The following is a 14,681-nucleotide window of genomic DNA, read 5'->3' as shown; positions in this document are numbered from 1 at the left end:
ATGTGGAAGAAGGTAAAGGCCTGTTTAATGTGTCAGGAGAACCAGAGAATTATTCGATTCTTGCAATCGATGCAGATAAAGATTTTGGATTAGTATATGCTATTAAACCGGATTCAGAAGGAACTTCTATTACATATGTAGAAGTTATAGTACCGGGAAATTTGGGAATGATACTTGGTAAATATTTGCCTGAAAAATATCAGTTGAAAGATATGGATATGTCAAATGTGAATAAAATATTCTAAGTAAATGAAAAAGCTAAGGACCTCTTTTGGGGTCCTTAATTTATTGTGGAATTCTATTGATAAGTTCTAATAAACGCTGTTTATCACAAAAACAACGTTGTTTATCACATTTGTATTTATGTATATTTATTGCTTTGCTAGAATGAAAATAGATAATAATTTCATGTGAATTTATTATATTGATTGAAAAAAGCGCGTATATATCAATCTGAATCTACAAAAAAGAGGAGGAAAAATATGAAAGAATTACAATTACCAAAGCAGTTTGTAGTATTAAATGAAGAAGAACAAGTAATCACATATGGTGGAGAAACAATTTCTTACAATCCAGCATTAGCTACAAAAGCAGGAGCTTTAGCATTCGCTGGCGTATATAAGAGCCAGAAGGGTTGGAGTAATATCTCGCTTTATGATTTGGCAGCAGAGATTTTCTTTCACGCTGCATTATATTATAGAGGCGTAGGAGCTGTAGCTAAATTATTATCTTTAGCAGGTGGAACTGTTGGAAGTAAGGCAAATCAAATTGCAAATTCATTAAACAACGGAATTGATGTAGAAAATCATAAGGATACAGCTACAGTTGCTGGTGTTGAAAGATGGGTTGTTTATGATGCATTTTATGTAGTAGCTCCATCTATAATTTAATTCTAGGGGTAGACAATTATGGGAAAAAGAATAATTTCATTAATAATGAGCGCTTTATGCATATTACTGTTGACGGCATGTGGAAATAATAGTTCAACAAATGAGCCATATACAACTAATGATCCCAAAGAGGTTTATAAAATAGTATCTGATGTAAGGGAAGATATGCGAGAAGCTCATACAGGGATGCTCATTTTTCCTGACAGAGATGATTATTATTCTGATGTTTATGCCAAAGAAGAGATATATGGTTTTTCCACATCTCATCAGATATATAATGTTAAAACATATGAAAAGGACGAGTATGAGTCTGAAGTTGCGAGACTGAAAGAAGTAGCTAATAATGGTGAAAAAGTATATTACACTGAGGATTTATTTTCGTTACCTGCAATTGTAGCGGCATACAGTTACCAAAATAGATATGAGTATGCTTTACTAGATGTGGACAATTTGCAGATAATATATGTTTGTAATACATTTTTGGATGATTGGAGTTTTATAGAAGAATCATATAGACCAAATAACTATGATGCAGAGGAATTGGAAAAATTCGATTATAGTATCTATTAGTTTTTAGGGGAACCTTCTAAGAGGAAGGTTCCCTTTTTTGGAAAGCTAGTTGTATTAAAAATAGAATATAGAATTGAAAAATTTTTAAAAAACTTTGTAACGAAAAATAAATTAAAGAGTCTTATTAGTATAAAAACGAAAGGAGGGTAATTGTGGCCGACTTTGAAGAAATATATAAAGAGTATTATCCGCAAATCTATTATTACTTGTTAAAACTCTCTTCGGATAAAGATTGTGCAGAAGAATTGACACAAGAAACTTTTTTCAGAGCGTTAAAGAGTATAGATTCATTTAGAGGTGATTGTGAAATTAGCACCTGGTTATGTCAAATTGCAAAAAACTGTTTTTATACTTATGCGAGAAGAGAAAAGATTACGGTTAATTCGGATTTATTGCTTAATGAGGAGATTACTGGAAAAAGTGTAGAAGAAGTAGTCTCTGATAAAGAGGCATATATAAAAATTCAAGAGATTCTTCATAAGATAGGAGATCCATATAAAGAAGTTTTTTGGATGAGAGCATTTGCGGAGCTTTCATTTGCACAGATAGCATCAATCCACGGTAAAACAGAGGGGTGGGCGAGAGTGACATATCACAGAGCAAAGATGATGGTAAAGGAGGGATTAGAATGAAGTATTCATGTAATGTAATTAAAGATTTAATACCATTGTATTATGATTCCGCTTGTAGTCAGGAGAGCAAGGAAATAGTTGAACAGCATATAGAAGAATGCCAAGAGTGCAGAAAATATTTAGAGGATTTAAAAGAATCTAATGATGTAGAAAAAGTATATTTCAACAAAGAATTGGAATTGCAAAAAGCAAAGTCTTTTAAAAATTTTTCAAAAAAAATGTTATATAAATCTATACAGTTAGTTGCCACTGTAATGATGGTTCTTTTTATTATTGCGATGATGTTAATACTAGTATTAGTTTACGATCAAAAAAATAATAAAAATATTTATTCGGATTCATCTATATATAAGGATACAAGGAACGAATTATTTACTGATAGGATGAAAGAAATATGGCCTGAATCAATAGCATCTAATTCCAGTGTTGATGGCTATAAAATTGTAACCTACTATGATGATGCTACAGCATACACAGGTTATATGAGTGTTGAATATAAAGAAGAGGATTACAGCAGAGAAGTCAATAGACTTAAGGAAATAGACTCTGTGGATTCTTACAATATTACTGACAACTCAGGAATAGATGGATGGGATGTGTTGGCGATAAAGTCTTGCAGTCCTGAAGCTAATAATGGAGATCAACTAAATGGTTTAACTTACGCATTAACAGATGGAAATAATCAGATTATATTCGTGGAATTAGAGTTTCCTAGATCTTCACCTAGAGAAGACTACAAAAAAATAATTCCTCGTGAGTATTTGCCAGATGATATTTCTTGGGGTGCTAAGACAAAGATACCAATTATTGATAGAGTAATATGGGGTGGCGGTCCAATCATAGTGGCAGCATTATTTGTATGGAGAGGGATTACAAATATTAGTAAGAAAATGAAACGCGGATATTTGCAGTGCGCCTTTTCATTGATGCTGATTATTTTTGGAATTCTTAACTTAACTGTTTAATAATTCGTTGTGCAAAAGAGGTGCTAACAGGCATGTTATGGCTGTTTGCACTTCTTTTTTAATGGAGAAAACGTTGTTCATCACAAAATGAACGTTGTTCGTCACATTTATATTGTTGTGGAAATATTGGTTGGATAAAATGAAAAAAGTTAATAGATAATAATTTCATGTGATTTTATTATATGGATTTAAAAGTGCGCACGTAATAATCAATAAAAAATTAAAAGGAGAAAACAAATGAAACAAATTAATTCAATTGAACTACCTAGCAAGTTTTATTCACTTGACAAAGAAGCTATGGAAAGAATTTGTGGTGGTGTTAACCTCGGAATGTTTCCAGGCTATTTAGACAAGACTAAAGCTACAGAAAAGGCAAAAGAGGTAATAAGAAATTATGGTTGGACAAAGGTAACAGTCGATCAGTTGGCTAAAGAAATTTACGGTCATGCAGCTGTATATTATAAAGCTGCATTTTTAAGTAAGGTCCCACTATTAAATGATGCGGTGTATTCACATGTCGCAAATGGTGTTGATGTAGATAATGCTGTAGATAGATACCAGATAGTATGGAATACAATTTGGGCATTGTCGTAGAAATAATAGTAATAGTTAATGTAGTAGCATCCGCTCTTTTATTGGGCGGATGTTTTATATTTTATGGAATAAATATATCAAGAACGTTGTTCATCACAAAAAGAACGTTGTTCATCACATTGTAGTTTAATGGACAAATTTCATCAGATATAATTATAAAAAAATTGGATGGGACAGCAGCATGAGATACACATTTGTTAAGCAACATGACTATACGGATTGCGCCGCCGCCTGTATGGCAATGGTGTGTTTACACTACAAGAAGGAAACAACAATTACCCGTCTTCGAGATATGATGGGTACAGATATAAAGGGTACAAATCTAATAGGTTTGTCCAAGTGTGCTGAAACATTGGGGTTTACAACACAGGCAGTAAAAGTTGATAAAGAAGGTTTTCTTAGCAACTATACTTTGCCTTGTATAGCAAATATAGTGACAAAAGAAGGGCTTGCTCATTTTGTCGTTATATTTAAAAAGAATGATAAATATATTGTAATTGGGGATCCGGCAAAAGATTTAGAACGTGTTGAAATTGAGGAATTTTATAAGAATTTTACCGGAAATCTATTACTGTTAGCACCTAATAATGAGTTCGAAAAGAGCAAGATAAAAGGTGACAAGATATTCGACCGATATATAAGACTATTGTTACCTCAGAAAAAGCTTTTTATTTATGCATTTCTAGCTTCGGTTCTTGTAACCTTCTTAGGAATTATCTCATCTTTATTTAACAATGTTATTTATGATGAAATACTCCCATATCAGCAAAAAGAACTGCTACGGACAGTTTTAATAGCTTTTATAGTTGTAAATTTGACGTCAACAATCATTAGTTTCATTAGGCAATGGATACTAATGCATTTATCAATAAAAATAGATATCCCACTTATGCTGGGTTACTTTGAGCATATATATAAGCTTCCGATGAAGTTTTTTGCTTCAAGAAAAACGGGAGACATTACCACAAGATTTTCAGATGCATTTACGATTAAAAATATATTTACCAGTATTGCGTTGTCTTTAGTTATGGATATAACAATGGCATTGGCATCTGGAGCATTTTTATTTCAGATGAATACAAAACTATTTGTAGTAATAGTTTTTATGATGATTGTAAGTGTAATTTTGGTGTTTATATTTAAACAGCCATATAAAAAGATTAACGAGCAACAGATGCAACAGGCATCAATCCTAAACTCAGAGATAATTGAAGGGTTACGTGCTGTTGAGACAATAAAAGGAAACGCAAATGAAGATATTGAATTAGAAAATATAGAGCGTGAATACATTAAATCGCTAAGAATTGGATACAAGGAGAGTATGTTATCCAATGTTCAGGGAACTATTTCAAGTGTTATATCGGGAATAGGTAATTTAATTCTGTTATATGTTGGAATTAGTTCTGTAATTAATAATGATTTGACGTTGGGAAGTTATATGGCTTTCATGACCCTTTCAGGCTATTTCATGAATCCTATTAGTAATTTAATAGGTTTGCAACTTCAAATCCAAGAAGCAAATATATCAATGAAGAGATTATCGGAAATAATGGATTATGAGCGAGAACAGCAAGTCAATGGTGACGGTGCTGGCGCGAATGCAGGAAGCTTGGAAATAGAAAATAGGTATGAAGAAATAAATCATGTAGATGGTGATATTGAAATTAAAAATGTCACATTTAGATATGGTAACAGAAAACCTGCTTTGAATAATGTTAGTTTCACAATACCAAAGGGAAAGAAAGTTGCACTTGTAGGAGCTAGCGGAAGCGGAAAATCGACGATTGCTAAATTGTTATTGAAATACTATGAGCCTGAAAATGGAGAAATAACTATTGATGGTGTAGATATACAAGATTATACAAATACATCATTGAGAAGGGCTATATCTTATGTCCCTCAAAACATAGAGTTATTTTCAAAAAGTATATATGACAATATAAGAGCAAGCAAAATGACAGCAACGCTTGATGAGGTAAAGGAAGCCGCAAAAAAGGCTGACGCCCATGAATTTATAAAACGCTTACCTATGCAATATCATACCTATCTCGAGGAAGCTGGAAATGGATTAAGTGGTGGCGAAAAACAGAGAATCGTTTTAGCTAGAGCTTTTTTGAAAGATAACCAATTTTATATCATGGATGAATCCACAAGTAATCTAGATTTTGCTACAGAAAACATAATATTCGACATGATATATAACAAGTTTAGAGAAAAGACAATGCTTATAGTTGCACATCGATTGGCGACAATAAAAGATTGCGACAAGATAATTGTGTTAGATAAAGGAGAAATAATCGAAGAGGGAACACACTCAGAATTGCTAGAAAAGCAAGGACAGTACTATAGATTATGGGAAATGCAGCAGGGCAATTTTATGAATACTGTTAATGATAATGAGCCAGAAGATAACAGTGTCCTGGAAGGGGCTGATGACGAAGATATATTAGTCTATACATAAGTAGGTTTATATTTTTTGATGGAAGGATTTAATAATGAACAGCATAGAGATTTCAGTGAATAAAACATTAAAACTTCAAAATGTAATTTCTAAAACAATGGATTTATCAAATGATAATCCAGGGAGTTTTGATTTGGAAATAAATAAAATGAACACATATATAATGACTCATGGAGCGAAGCAAATAGGACCTTTGATTCAGTATACAGGTGTAGATTTGAATGAAAAAAATGAAATGAATTTTGAATTAAAGTTTATGCTTCAGTGTGACAAATATTTACATTCTAGTGATAAGGATTATCCTATGGAACCTACTATCAGGGTGACAGATTGTCTATACGCAAGATATAAGGGACCAGAAAGTAAAGTGAAATTCGCTTTTGATAAAATAGGAGTCTATGCTTTTGAGAATGATATAGAATTGCAGGGCTCAAACTACACAATATATGTTAGTAAAAATGTTGAGGAAGAAACAATGGTGGCAGACATATTTATGCCAATAAAAAAGTAGACTAGTATGAAAAAAATAAAGACACTTGAAGAACTAAAAGATTCTCGAATAATGTTTGATAAAAATCCACCTGGATTTGGTTATATGCTGATTATTGTACTAACAATATTTATTGCATTGGCTGTAGTATGGAGTATTAGAACTCCGAAATTATATATAATTCAGGCAACTGGGACAGTCACAAGTGATGAGGGCAACTATGTAATGTGCACTTATACTGGAGAGATTACAGATTGTAATTTGTATGAGGGACAACTAGTAGAAGAAGGCGATGAATTATTTAAAGTCAAGAGCACCGAGTACAATATTCAAGCTGAGCAGTTGCAACTTACCAAAGAGGCATACGAGGATAAAATAGAAAAAAATGAATTGCTTGTAAAATCAATAAAGGATGATGTGAACTATTTTAATGATAGTGATCCAGATGACGTATTGTATTACAGCGCATATGAATCTTATAAATCGCAGGTAAAGCAAAACACTATAGATACAAGTACTTATGAAGCATATGGATATACAGATGAGCAGATAGAGATAGAGTTAGAAAAGAGTGAAGGTAAAATATCGCAGCTATACTATGATGCTATTGCATCTGCGGAAAGTGCTATTTCGGAAGCAAAAATTCAGATTGAGGCAATCGATTCTCAACTTTCAGCTATAGGCTCTGGAAAAAATGAATATACTGTTGTAGCAACTGCTTCAGGAACGGTACATTTGCTTGCTGATTACAAGAACGGTATGGTTGTTCAAACTACCCAGACCGTAGCTATTATCACACCAGCGAATTCTAGTAATATCATAGAAGCGTATGTGTCAACAGCCGATATGGCTAGAATCCATGAGGGAGATAAAGTTCAAATTGTTGTAGATGGTTTGTCACAAAATATATATGGAACGATTGATGGAACTATAAAACGAATCGATAGTAATGTTACTAGTCAAGAAAGTTCAGATGGTACTAAAACCCAAGCATTTAAAGTGATTATAGCTATGGGCAACAATTATGTGGTTAGTAAATCAGGAGATAAGGTTGATATAGTGAACGGAATGACAACAGTAAGTAGGATAACTTACGATAAGGTTTCATATTTTAATTATGCGTTGGAAAAATTAGGGATAAGGACTAGAAAGTAACAATGAAGAAGAAACTATATCGATTATTTGCTATATATGTTACAAGCTTAGCTGTGCTAATGAGTATTTTTAGTGCATCCGTATATGCGGAGGAAATAGCGGAGCCAAACGTATCTGTTGGGGAAGGCTCGGTAGAAACTAACGTTGTTGAGGAATCAACTATTATTGAAGAGTCCACTAGTGAAGGTAAAGAAGACGAGTTATCTGAAAACCAAACAGCAAATGACGAACCACAAGAAACACCTCAAGAGACACCTCAAGAGGAAGTAGTACCAAGTGAGAATGATGACTCGAAGCAAGTTACAGATATAGATTTAGGCGAATATAATTCAGAAATGCTAGTTGGGACAAAGCAGCTATTAATGGTTACTTTGATACCTACAGATGCAGAGGGGAATACAGTTGAATTTCGTTCATCTAATGAAGAGATAGCTACTATAAACGGGTTAGGGAGAATATCAGCTCTTGCTGCTGGACAGACGGTTATAACTGTTAAATGTGGAGAAAAAGAAGTATCTTTTACACTGAAAGTTAAAGAAAAGGAGTCAGAAAAAAAGACTGAGGTTAAGGATATTGAAATATCTTCTTATAAGAAGAAAATTAAAATTGATGAGGTAATAGTTATTAATGCCAAGATATTGCCTATGGAAGCCTCAGGTACAGAGTTAAAATTTAAATCTTCTGATGAAAAAGTGGCAACTGTTAATTCTTCAGGCGAAGTAAAAGGTATAGGTAAAGGAAAGGTAACTATTACAGTTTCGGCAGGAGATATTAGCAAAAAAATAGAGTTGGAAGTAGTAGTAGCGACCAAGAAGATATCTATCGACAAGGATTATTTCGTATTAAAGCCAGGTGATACAAGAAATATAAATGCAAGTGTTGTGCCTGAAGAATCTAATCAAGAAATAAAATATAAATCCATGGATGAAAGTGTAGCAAGTGTTACTCCAGAAGGAGTTATCACTGCTAAGAAAGTGGGTAATACTTCGATTATTGTTTCTAATGAAGATTTGTCTGTTTTGGTAACTGTTATAGTAAACCAAACCGGTAAGAGAAAGGCTGAGGGCAATGATTTAAGCGAAAATGATATAAATAATGAAACGAGTTATGAATTTGGAAGAATAATAGATGCAGCAGAATATTCATTATTAACGAAAGATATGCTCAAATATATATATGAGAATGAGAAAAACTATATTGTTGTGGGCGATGGATATTCTATAAAGGTAGAAGGAAAAAATATTGTTAATTACAATAATGAATTAAATACAAAAGTCAATTTCACTAAGGGTAAAGATGGGGATGTGGAATTTGAAATAAATGCAGGTAAAAATCTGTGCGGTGAAATAACTTTATCTATTGATGATGAAAGTTTAATTGATGTAACAGGTAAAGATCTATATCTTTATAACGTGTCAAAAAAGACATATGAAAAAATACAATACAGAGGTGCAGACAATATCTTAATTACAAAAGCAGGAAAGTATAAGTTTTCTGATGAAAAAATTAAGTTAGAAAAAAAATACGTAAATGCGTTTTTTATAGGAGTAGGTTTTATAGGGATATTAGTTGCAGTATACATTTTTACAAAGAAGAGATATCTGTTTTGGTAGCAAATAACGTTGTTCATCACAAAAATAACGTTGTTCGTCACAAAGACTTGAAACTAATAGACGAATAAGGTATTGTGTACCCACAGAAAATATATGACACAACAAAGGAGGACACATCATGTGGGATGACGGCTGGCCATTTATTTAATGATTATCTAAAAAAGCTCGGTATTTACTGGGCTTTTTTCTTTTGTTTGAGCTCTATTTTGTAGTATTATTATATGTGAGGTAAAGGGGTAGAAAATGGAAACAAAATTTCTTGTGGCTGTATGTGACGATGACAAAGAAAACAGAAAAACTATTAGTGAAATAGTACTTAACCATTTCGAAAATTTAGGAATAAAAGCAGAGATAAAAGAATATAAATCCGGAGAGGATTTATTGAAAAATGCAAATGATGAGCAGATAAGTTTGTTGTTTTTAGATATCGAAATGCCAGGGAGAAGTGGTATCGAAATAAAAGATATTTTAACTACAAAAACGAATGTTTCAAATATAGTTTTCGTTACTAACCATATAGGATTTATGAAAGAAGCCTTCGGTAAAAATGTTATTGGATTTATAGAAAAGCCAGTAGGTGAAAAACAGATTATTCATTGGGTTAATATTGCGTATAAGACATATAAAGATACTAGATATATTGTTCTAGACAAGAATGCAAAGATAAAAGAAGACTCAATAAAATATATTGAGGCTGAAGGTAATTATGTAAGGATTGTGCTAGTTGATTGTAGTGGAGGTATACTCCAAAGAGGCACAATTGCAAATTGGGAAAAACAATTAGATGGTTTTTTTGTAAGATGCCATAAATCCTTTTTGGTAAATATGAATTATATTACGAGCATAAATTATAAGGAAGTTGAATTAGAGGGGGCTACATGTGTTCCACTGGGAAGGAACTACGTTAATAATACAAAAAATGCCCACAATGAATTTATGCTTGAAAAGATAAAGTGGAGAGTAGGATGGCAAAACTAGTATTTATAATTCTTTTACTTGGGCAATTTATATGGGTGTATGTAAAGTTATTAGATATAAAATTCAAAAGGATGAAAATTACTTATTGGATTGTTGTTGGATTAATTGAGATTGCAATAGTATTGCTAGGTATTTTTTATCATTTTGGATCAACACAGATATCTTTAATAGCAGGGACCTTGTTGTTACCGGCATTCAGTGGGGAAAAAAGAAATATAATAGGTTTATATTTTCCAGCCTTTGGAGTATGTATATCATTAAACACGGTTTGGGGATATTTATCGTATTATTTTGCATTAAAAATACATTACAGAATTTTCTATTGTGTATTGATTACTTGGGCATTAATTTTATTATTGTATTTTATTAAGAAGAAAAAGCAGATTTATTTGAGTAGTATAGATTTAACAAATCTTGAGCTTATAATAATTAATGTTTTGACAGTATTTATCGCTTTTTCTATGGGAGCGATTGGTAACATTCAAAAGGGAAATGTAGGTAGATATGTTATAACACTTTATGTGTTTTTTACCACAATGCTCTGTAGCGTTATATATTTGTTGACGGTATATTCAATTTTTTTGAACAGAAAAATTCAAAATGAAGAGGAAAAACTACTATACCAAAAAGTGACTTTGGAGGCACAGAAAGAACAAGTAGATGCTATACTTGAAAGTGAAAAGAAGTATCATCAATATCGACATGATTTATCAGCTCATTTAAATGCCATACATCATATGGCTGAAAAATCCAAAATAGATGAGCTAAAGGACTATTGTGAAACATTATTAGATAATGCAAAACCAATTAATAATACAGTAATTTCAGGAAATGTAGCTGTAGATGGAATATTGAGAAGTTATAAGGCTAAATGTGAGGAAACTGGTATTGGTTTGCAGATGCAGGTACAGTTAATAGGCAAAAATGTAGTGCAGGATTATGATCTGTGTATTATTTTTTCAAATATACTTAGTAATGCGATTGAGGCATGTAAAAAGGGTGATACCATAAGACTGGTTAGTTACCCTTATAATAATTCTCTATGTATTATGGCGAATAATCCTACTAATAAAGAAATACTCATAAATAATGGAGAGATTAAAACCACTAAGAATGACAAGACCTATCATGGCCATGGTTTAAGTAACATCAAAGCAGTTGTAAATAAATATGATGGAATACTAAATATAAAATCTCAAAATGGAATGTTTAATGTTGAAATATTAATTTAGATAGTAAAAGGCAGATGCATCAAGCATCTGCCTTTTTATGTATGGATTATTTACCCCAAACTTCTTCTGCGATTTCTTTAACTAGTTTAAGCTTTGCCCACTGCTCATCTTCAGTAAGTTTGTTACCGATTTCGCATGAAGCAAATCCGCACTGAGGGCTGAGATAAAGTCTATCGAGTGGAATATATTTTGATGCGTCCTTGATACGCTTAATGATTGTCTCCTTGTTCTCAAGCTGTGGTGTCTTTGTTGTAATAAGACCGAGAACTACCTTTTTATCAGGTGATACCTTAGCAAGTGGTGCAAATCCACCAGAGCGTGCATCATCGTACTCAAGGAAGAGAGCATCAACATTTTCCTTGGCAAATACGTAGTCAGCTACTGAGTCGTATGGGCCACTTGTAAAGAATGTAGAATGGTAGTTACCACGGCAAATGTGTGATGTGATTACCATGTCAGCTGGCTTGTTCTCAAGTGCAAGGTTATTAACTTCAAGAAGCTGCTTTTTAACATCTTCAAGATCAATACCAAGCCTTGCATATCTCTGCTTTGCAGCATCTCCTACGATGGCACCCCATGTACAATCATCAAACTGAAGATTGCGGCAGCCTGCCTCGTAGAACTGCTTAATAACATCCTGGTATGCAACTCCGATATCCTGGATTAATTCCTCATTTGTAGGATAGAACTTTCTTGTAGTTTCATAGTTTGCAGGGACAATCATCTGCTGGAAAGTCTGAGCAGGAGCTGGGATAGTATATTTTGCAACAGTATTCTCATCCTCAAACTGCTTTAAGAACTTGAAATACTCAACAAATGGATGAGCCTTTGCTTTGATTTTTCCTACAAGATATGTGTCATCAAGTAATGCAAGCTCCCCGTTGAAGCTAACGCCGCCACCTGTGTTTTCGTGGGCAACTCCTTCAAAGCCCCACATGAAATCAAGGTGCCAGAATGTTCTTCTAAATTCTCCGTCTGTGATTACGTGGTAACCAAGCTCTTTCTGCTTAGCTACAACCTTTGTGATTTCTTCATTTACAACTTTATCGAATTCTTCTTTTGTGATTTTGCCAGCCTGAAAAGCTGCTTTTGCATCCTTAAGAGCCTGTGGTCTAAGGAAACTTCCTACAAAATCATATCTGTAAGGTGTCTGTATTTTGCTCATCTTATTCTCCTTTTTGTTTAGTTTTAACGGTTCTGCGCAATACCAATGTTTTACAATATGTTCAATATGAGGATTATATGCCTAGTGAGTAGATAGGTAAAATATAAAAAATTATGACTGATTGATAGATTTTACCTATAATAAAAGCTATAATAGCTGAAGAATCTATTGAGTGGTTTTAATATAAGGAGAAGACATGACACTAAAACAGCTTAGATACGTGGTTGAAGTTGCAGAAACAGGCAATATTACTGAGGCGGCAAAAAAACTTTTTATAGCTCAGCCTAGTTTGACCTCTGCAATTAGAGAACTTGAAAATGAATACAATATTACTATATTTACCCGCTCCAACAAGGGAATAGAAATCACTCCTGAGGGAGATGAGTTTTTAGGTTATGCCAGACAGGTCTTAGATCAGGCTAATTTGATTGAGGAGAAGTATACAGGCGTCAGCCACATCAAGCAGAGATTTTGTGTCTCTGCCCAGCATTATTCTTTTGTTGTGGAGGCATTTGTTGAGCTTTTAAAAAAATATGGTGGAGATAAATATGAGTTTCACATGAGAGAGACCCAGACCTACGATATTATCGAGGATGTGGCGAAGCTTCGAAGTGAGATAGGAATTCTCTATATTAATAAGTTTAATGAGACGGTTATTAAAAAGACCTTGAGGGACAACGGCCTGAATTTTCATCTTTTGTTCAAGGCCAAGCCTCATGTATTCATTGGAAAAAATAGCCCTTTGGCCAAAAAGAAATCATTAAGTTTAGAGGATTTAAAGGAATATCCACGTCTTTCATATGAGCAGGGAAGTCATAACTCCTTTTATTTCTCAGAGGAGATACTTAGCACTATCGATAGTGATAAGGAGATAATCGTAAGAGATAGAGCTACCCTTTTTAATCTTTTGATTGGTCTTAACGGATATACTATCTGTAGCGGCGTTATAAGTGAGGAGCTTAATGGCGCAAATATTATTGCTAAGCCCCTAAAGGTAGATGATTACATGGAAATTGGTTACATTCTTCCAAGCAGTATCCCAAAGTCTCAGCTGACAAAAAACTATATCGAAATGCTTGTAAAATACACTGCTGAAGGGAAAAATAATTAGATATTCCATAGAGGAATAGATGCTATCACAATTAGAATAGAAATAAGCTCTTAAAGACGTTCATATTTAATTATAATATTGATATAATTTCATTCGAATTCATGATTAATAAGGAGGTCTATTATGGCTTGTTTTACAGTGCCAGCTGGCGAGGCTATAGTTTCAACTATAGTTAAGAAGAGTATTGAAAAAAAGAATAAGGGTGGCGAAAAGGCTGCAGAATCAACAGGTATTCCATTTTCTCGTAAGTTAAAGTGGTTAACAAACTTACTTTGGGGTGGTGCTGTGCTTTTAGCATATGAGCACGTATGGCATGGTGAGGTTAAGCCATTCTTCCCATTCTTAACAGCTATGGAGAATCCAGAGGACAAGGCAGAGATGCTTCACGAGATGGGCACAGTAGGTGTTGGTATGGCACTTCTTGTTACTGTTGTTTGGATTGGTATTTGTGTAGCTGCAGATGTGATTGTTAAGCGTCCAGTTGCAAATACAGAAGCTGCAAAGTAGGAGGTAGAAGATGACTTTATTACTTACAGTTTTCGCTGCTATTATTACAACAGTTAAATGGTACAACAGAGAGAATGACAATATGAAGCTTCATGTTTTAATGTACATGTTCTGGGGCGCATCACTTATGTGGTTTGTAGATGCTATTGCAGAGTACGTTGAGCTTGGCGCAGAGTATTTCAATCCTGCATTAGAAGATATGATTAACGATAGTTTTCTTGGCTTATCAGTAATCGCCTTTGCTCTTATCATTTGGGTTGTTTATCTTTTAGTAAAAGATCCAAAGGGAGTAGTTAGAAAATCAATTACTAAATAATT

General features: G+C 33.4%; 16 protein-coding genes. 15 read left to right on the top strand and 1 reads right to left on the bottom strand.

Annotated elements, in window-relative coordinates; all coding sequences use genetic code 11:
* The 12 genes from BLP50_RS14355 to BLP50_RS12390 all read left to right on the top strand — a co-directional run.
* Positions 1-245: hypothetical protein (locus tag BLP50_RS14355; RefSeq protein ID WP_176753776.1), on the top strand; the 245-nt coding region annotated here is incomplete at its 5' end.
* 237 nt (positions 246-482) lie between these two features.
* Positions 483-890 (top strand): hypothetical protein, encoded by a 408-nt coding sequence (locus tag BLP50_RS12440; RefSeq protein WP_090155245.1) that lies wholly within the window; start codon positions 483-485, stop codon positions 888-890.
* A gap of 18 nt (positions 891-908) precedes the next feature.
* Entirely contained in the window at positions 909-1,460 is a 552-nt protein-coding gene (locus BLP50_RS12435; protein WP_090155243.1) for a hypothetical protein, read from the top strand.
* Between the two features lie 152 nt (positions 1,461-1,612).
* Positions 1,613-2,092, top strand: a complete 480-nt coding sequence (locus BLP50_RS12430; RefSeq protein ID WP_176753775.1) for an RNA polymerase sigma factor — start codon at positions 1,613-1,615, stop codon at positions 2,090-2,092.
* On the top strand, positions 2,089-3,057 hold the full coding sequence (locus tag BLP50_RS12425) for a zf-HC2 domain-containing protein (RefSeq protein WP_090155238.1): 969 nt from the start codon (positions 2,089-2,091) through the stop codon (positions 3,055-3,057). The genes BLP50_RS12430 and BLP50_RS12425 overlap by 4 nt, the downstream gene beginning before the upstream one ends.
* A gap of 237 nt (positions 3,058-3,294) precedes the next feature.
* Positions 3,295-3,651 (top strand): hypothetical protein, encoded by a 357-nt coding sequence (locus BLP50_RS12420; protein ID WP_090155236.1) that lies wholly within the window; start codon positions 3,295-3,297, stop codon positions 3,649-3,651.
* A 181-nt stretch (positions 3,652-3,832) separates the two neighbouring features.
* Positions 3,833-6,112, top strand: coding sequence for a peptidase domain-containing ABC transporter (locus tag BLP50_RS12415; RefSeq protein ID WP_090155234.1), 2,280 nt, complete (start codon positions 3,833-3,835; stop codon positions 6,110-6,112).
* A 55-nt stretch (positions 6,113-6,167) separates the two neighbouring features.
* Entirely contained in the window at positions 6,168-6,623 is a 456-nt protein-coding gene (locus BLP50_RS12410; RefSeq protein ID WP_242869272.1) for a hypothetical protein, read from the top strand.
* A gap of 6 nt (positions 6,624-6,629) precedes the next feature.
* Positions 6,630-7,757 carry an HlyD family secretion protein gene (locus tag BLP50_RS12405; protein ID WP_090155231.1) on the top strand — a complete coding sequence of 376 codons (1,128 nt, stop codon included), beginning with the start codon at positions 6,630-6,632 and terminating at the stop codon, positions 7,755-7,757.
* A 2-nt stretch (positions 7,758-7,759) separates the two neighbouring features.
* On the top strand, positions 7,760-9,370 hold the full coding sequence (locus tag BLP50_RS12400) for an Ig-like domain-containing protein (protein WP_090155229.1): 1,611 nt from the start codon (positions 7,760-7,762) through the stop codon (positions 9,368-9,370).
* A gap of 243 nt (positions 9,371-9,613) precedes the next feature.
* Complete coding sequence (locus tag BLP50_RS12395; RefSeq protein ID WP_090155227.1) at positions 9,614-10,348, top strand: LytR/AlgR family response regulator transcription factor; 735 nt, start codon at positions 9,614-9,616, stop codon at positions 10,346-10,348.
* Positions 10,336-11,580, top strand: a complete 1,245-nt coding sequence (locus BLP50_RS12390; protein WP_090155225.1) for a sensor histidine kinase — start codon at positions 10,336-10,338, stop codon at positions 11,578-11,580. Before BLP50_RS12395 ends, BLP50_RS12390 begins: the two co-directional genes overlap by 13 nt.
* A 46-nt stretch (positions 11,581-11,626) precedes the next feature.
* Here the strand turns inward: BLP50_RS12390 and BLP50_RS12385 are convergent, their stop codons facing one another.
* On the bottom strand, positions 11,627-12,745 hold the full coding sequence (locus tag BLP50_RS12385) for a 5-methyltetrahydropteroyltriglutamate--homocysteine S-methyltransferase (RefSeq protein ID WP_090155223.1): 1,119 nt from the start codon (positions 12,743-12,745) through the stop codon (positions 11,627-11,629).
* A gap of 196 nt (positions 12,746-12,941) precedes the next feature.
* On the opposite strand from BLP50_RS12385, the gene BLP50_RS12380 reads away from it, so the two are divergent.
* The 3 genes from BLP50_RS12380 to BLP50_RS12370 all read left to right on the top strand — a co-directional run bounded on the left by BLP50_RS12380 (position 12,942) and on the right by BLP50_RS12370 (position 14,679).
* Positions 12,942-13,856 (top strand): LysR family transcriptional regulator, encoded by a 915-nt coding sequence (locus BLP50_RS12380; protein ID WP_090155220.1) that lies wholly within the window; start codon positions 12,942-12,944, stop codon positions 13,854-13,856.
* A gap of 123 nt (positions 13,857-13,979) precedes the next feature.
* Complete coding sequence (locus BLP50_RS12375) at positions 13,980-14,363, top strand: hypothetical protein (protein ID WP_090155218.1); 384 nt, start codon at positions 13,980-13,982, stop codon at positions 14,361-14,363.
* Between the two features lie 10 nt (positions 14,364-14,373).
* Complete coding sequence (locus BLP50_RS12370; RefSeq protein WP_090155216.1) at positions 14,374-14,679, top strand: hypothetical protein; 306 nt, start codon at positions 14,374-14,376, stop codon at positions 14,677-14,679.
* Positions 14,680-14,681 lie beyond the last annotated feature (2 nt).

This window comes from Pseudobutyrivibrio sp. AR14, from assembly GCF_900101325.1.
Taxonomy (GTDB): Bacteria; Bacillota; Clostridia; order Lachnospirales; family Lachnospiraceae; genus Pseudobutyrivibrio.
Note: the sequence above shows the minus strand (reverse complement) of the source record. Positions and strands in the feature narration are given on the sequence as shown.

Excerpts from the sequence above, each read along its gene's own strand:
- BLP50_RS12435 (WP_090155243.1), top strand. The coding sequence starts at position 909 with ATGGGAAAAAGAATAATTTCATTAATAATGAGCGCTTTATGCATATTA.
- BLP50_RS12385 (WP_090155223.1), bottom strand. The coding sequence starts at position 12,745 with ATGAGCAAAATACAGACACCTTACAGATATGATTTTGTAGGAAGTTTC.
- BLP50_RS12420 (WP_090155236.1), top strand. The coding sequence starts at position 3,295 with ATGAAACAAATTAATTCAATTGAACTACCTAGCAAGTTTTATTCACTT.
- BLP50_RS12415 (WP_090155234.1), top strand. The coding sequence starts at position 3,833 with ATGAGATACACATTTGTTAAGCAACATGACTATACGGATTGCGCCGCC.
- BLP50_RS12425 (WP_090155238.1), top strand. The coding sequence starts at position 2,089 with ATGAAGTATTCATGTAATGTAATTAAAGATTTAATACCATTGTATTAT.
- BLP50_RS12405 (WP_090155231.1), top strand. The coding sequence starts at position 6,630 with ATGAAAAAAATAAAGACACTTGAAGAACTAAAAGATTCTCGAATAATG.
- BLP50_RS12440 (WP_090155245.1), top strand. The coding sequence starts at position 483 with ATGAAAGAATTACAATTACCAAAGCAGTTTGTAGTATTAAATGAAGAA.
- BLP50_RS12400 (WP_090155229.1), top strand. The coding sequence starts at position 7,760 with ATGAAGAAGAAACTATATCGATTATTTGCTATATATGTTACAAGCTTA.
- BLP50_RS12390 (WP_090155225.1), top strand. The coding sequence starts at position 10,336 with ATGGCAAAACTAGTATTTATAATTCTTTTACTTGGGCAATTTATATGG.
- BLP50_RS12395 (WP_090155227.1), top strand. The coding sequence starts at position 9,614 with ATGGAAACAAAATTTCTTGTGGCTGTATGTGACGATGACAAAGAAAAC.
- BLP50_RS12370 (WP_090155216.1), top strand. The coding sequence starts at position 14,374 with ATGACTTTATTACTTACAGTTTTCGCTGCTATTATTACAACAGTTAAA.
- BLP50_RS12380 (WP_090155220.1), top strand. The coding sequence starts at position 12,942 with ATGACACTAAAACAGCTTAGATACGTGGTTGAAGTTGCAGAAACAGGC.
- BLP50_RS12375 (WP_090155218.1), top strand. The coding sequence starts at position 13,980 with ATGGCTTGTTTTACAGTGCCAGCTGGCGAGGCTATAGTTTCAACTATA.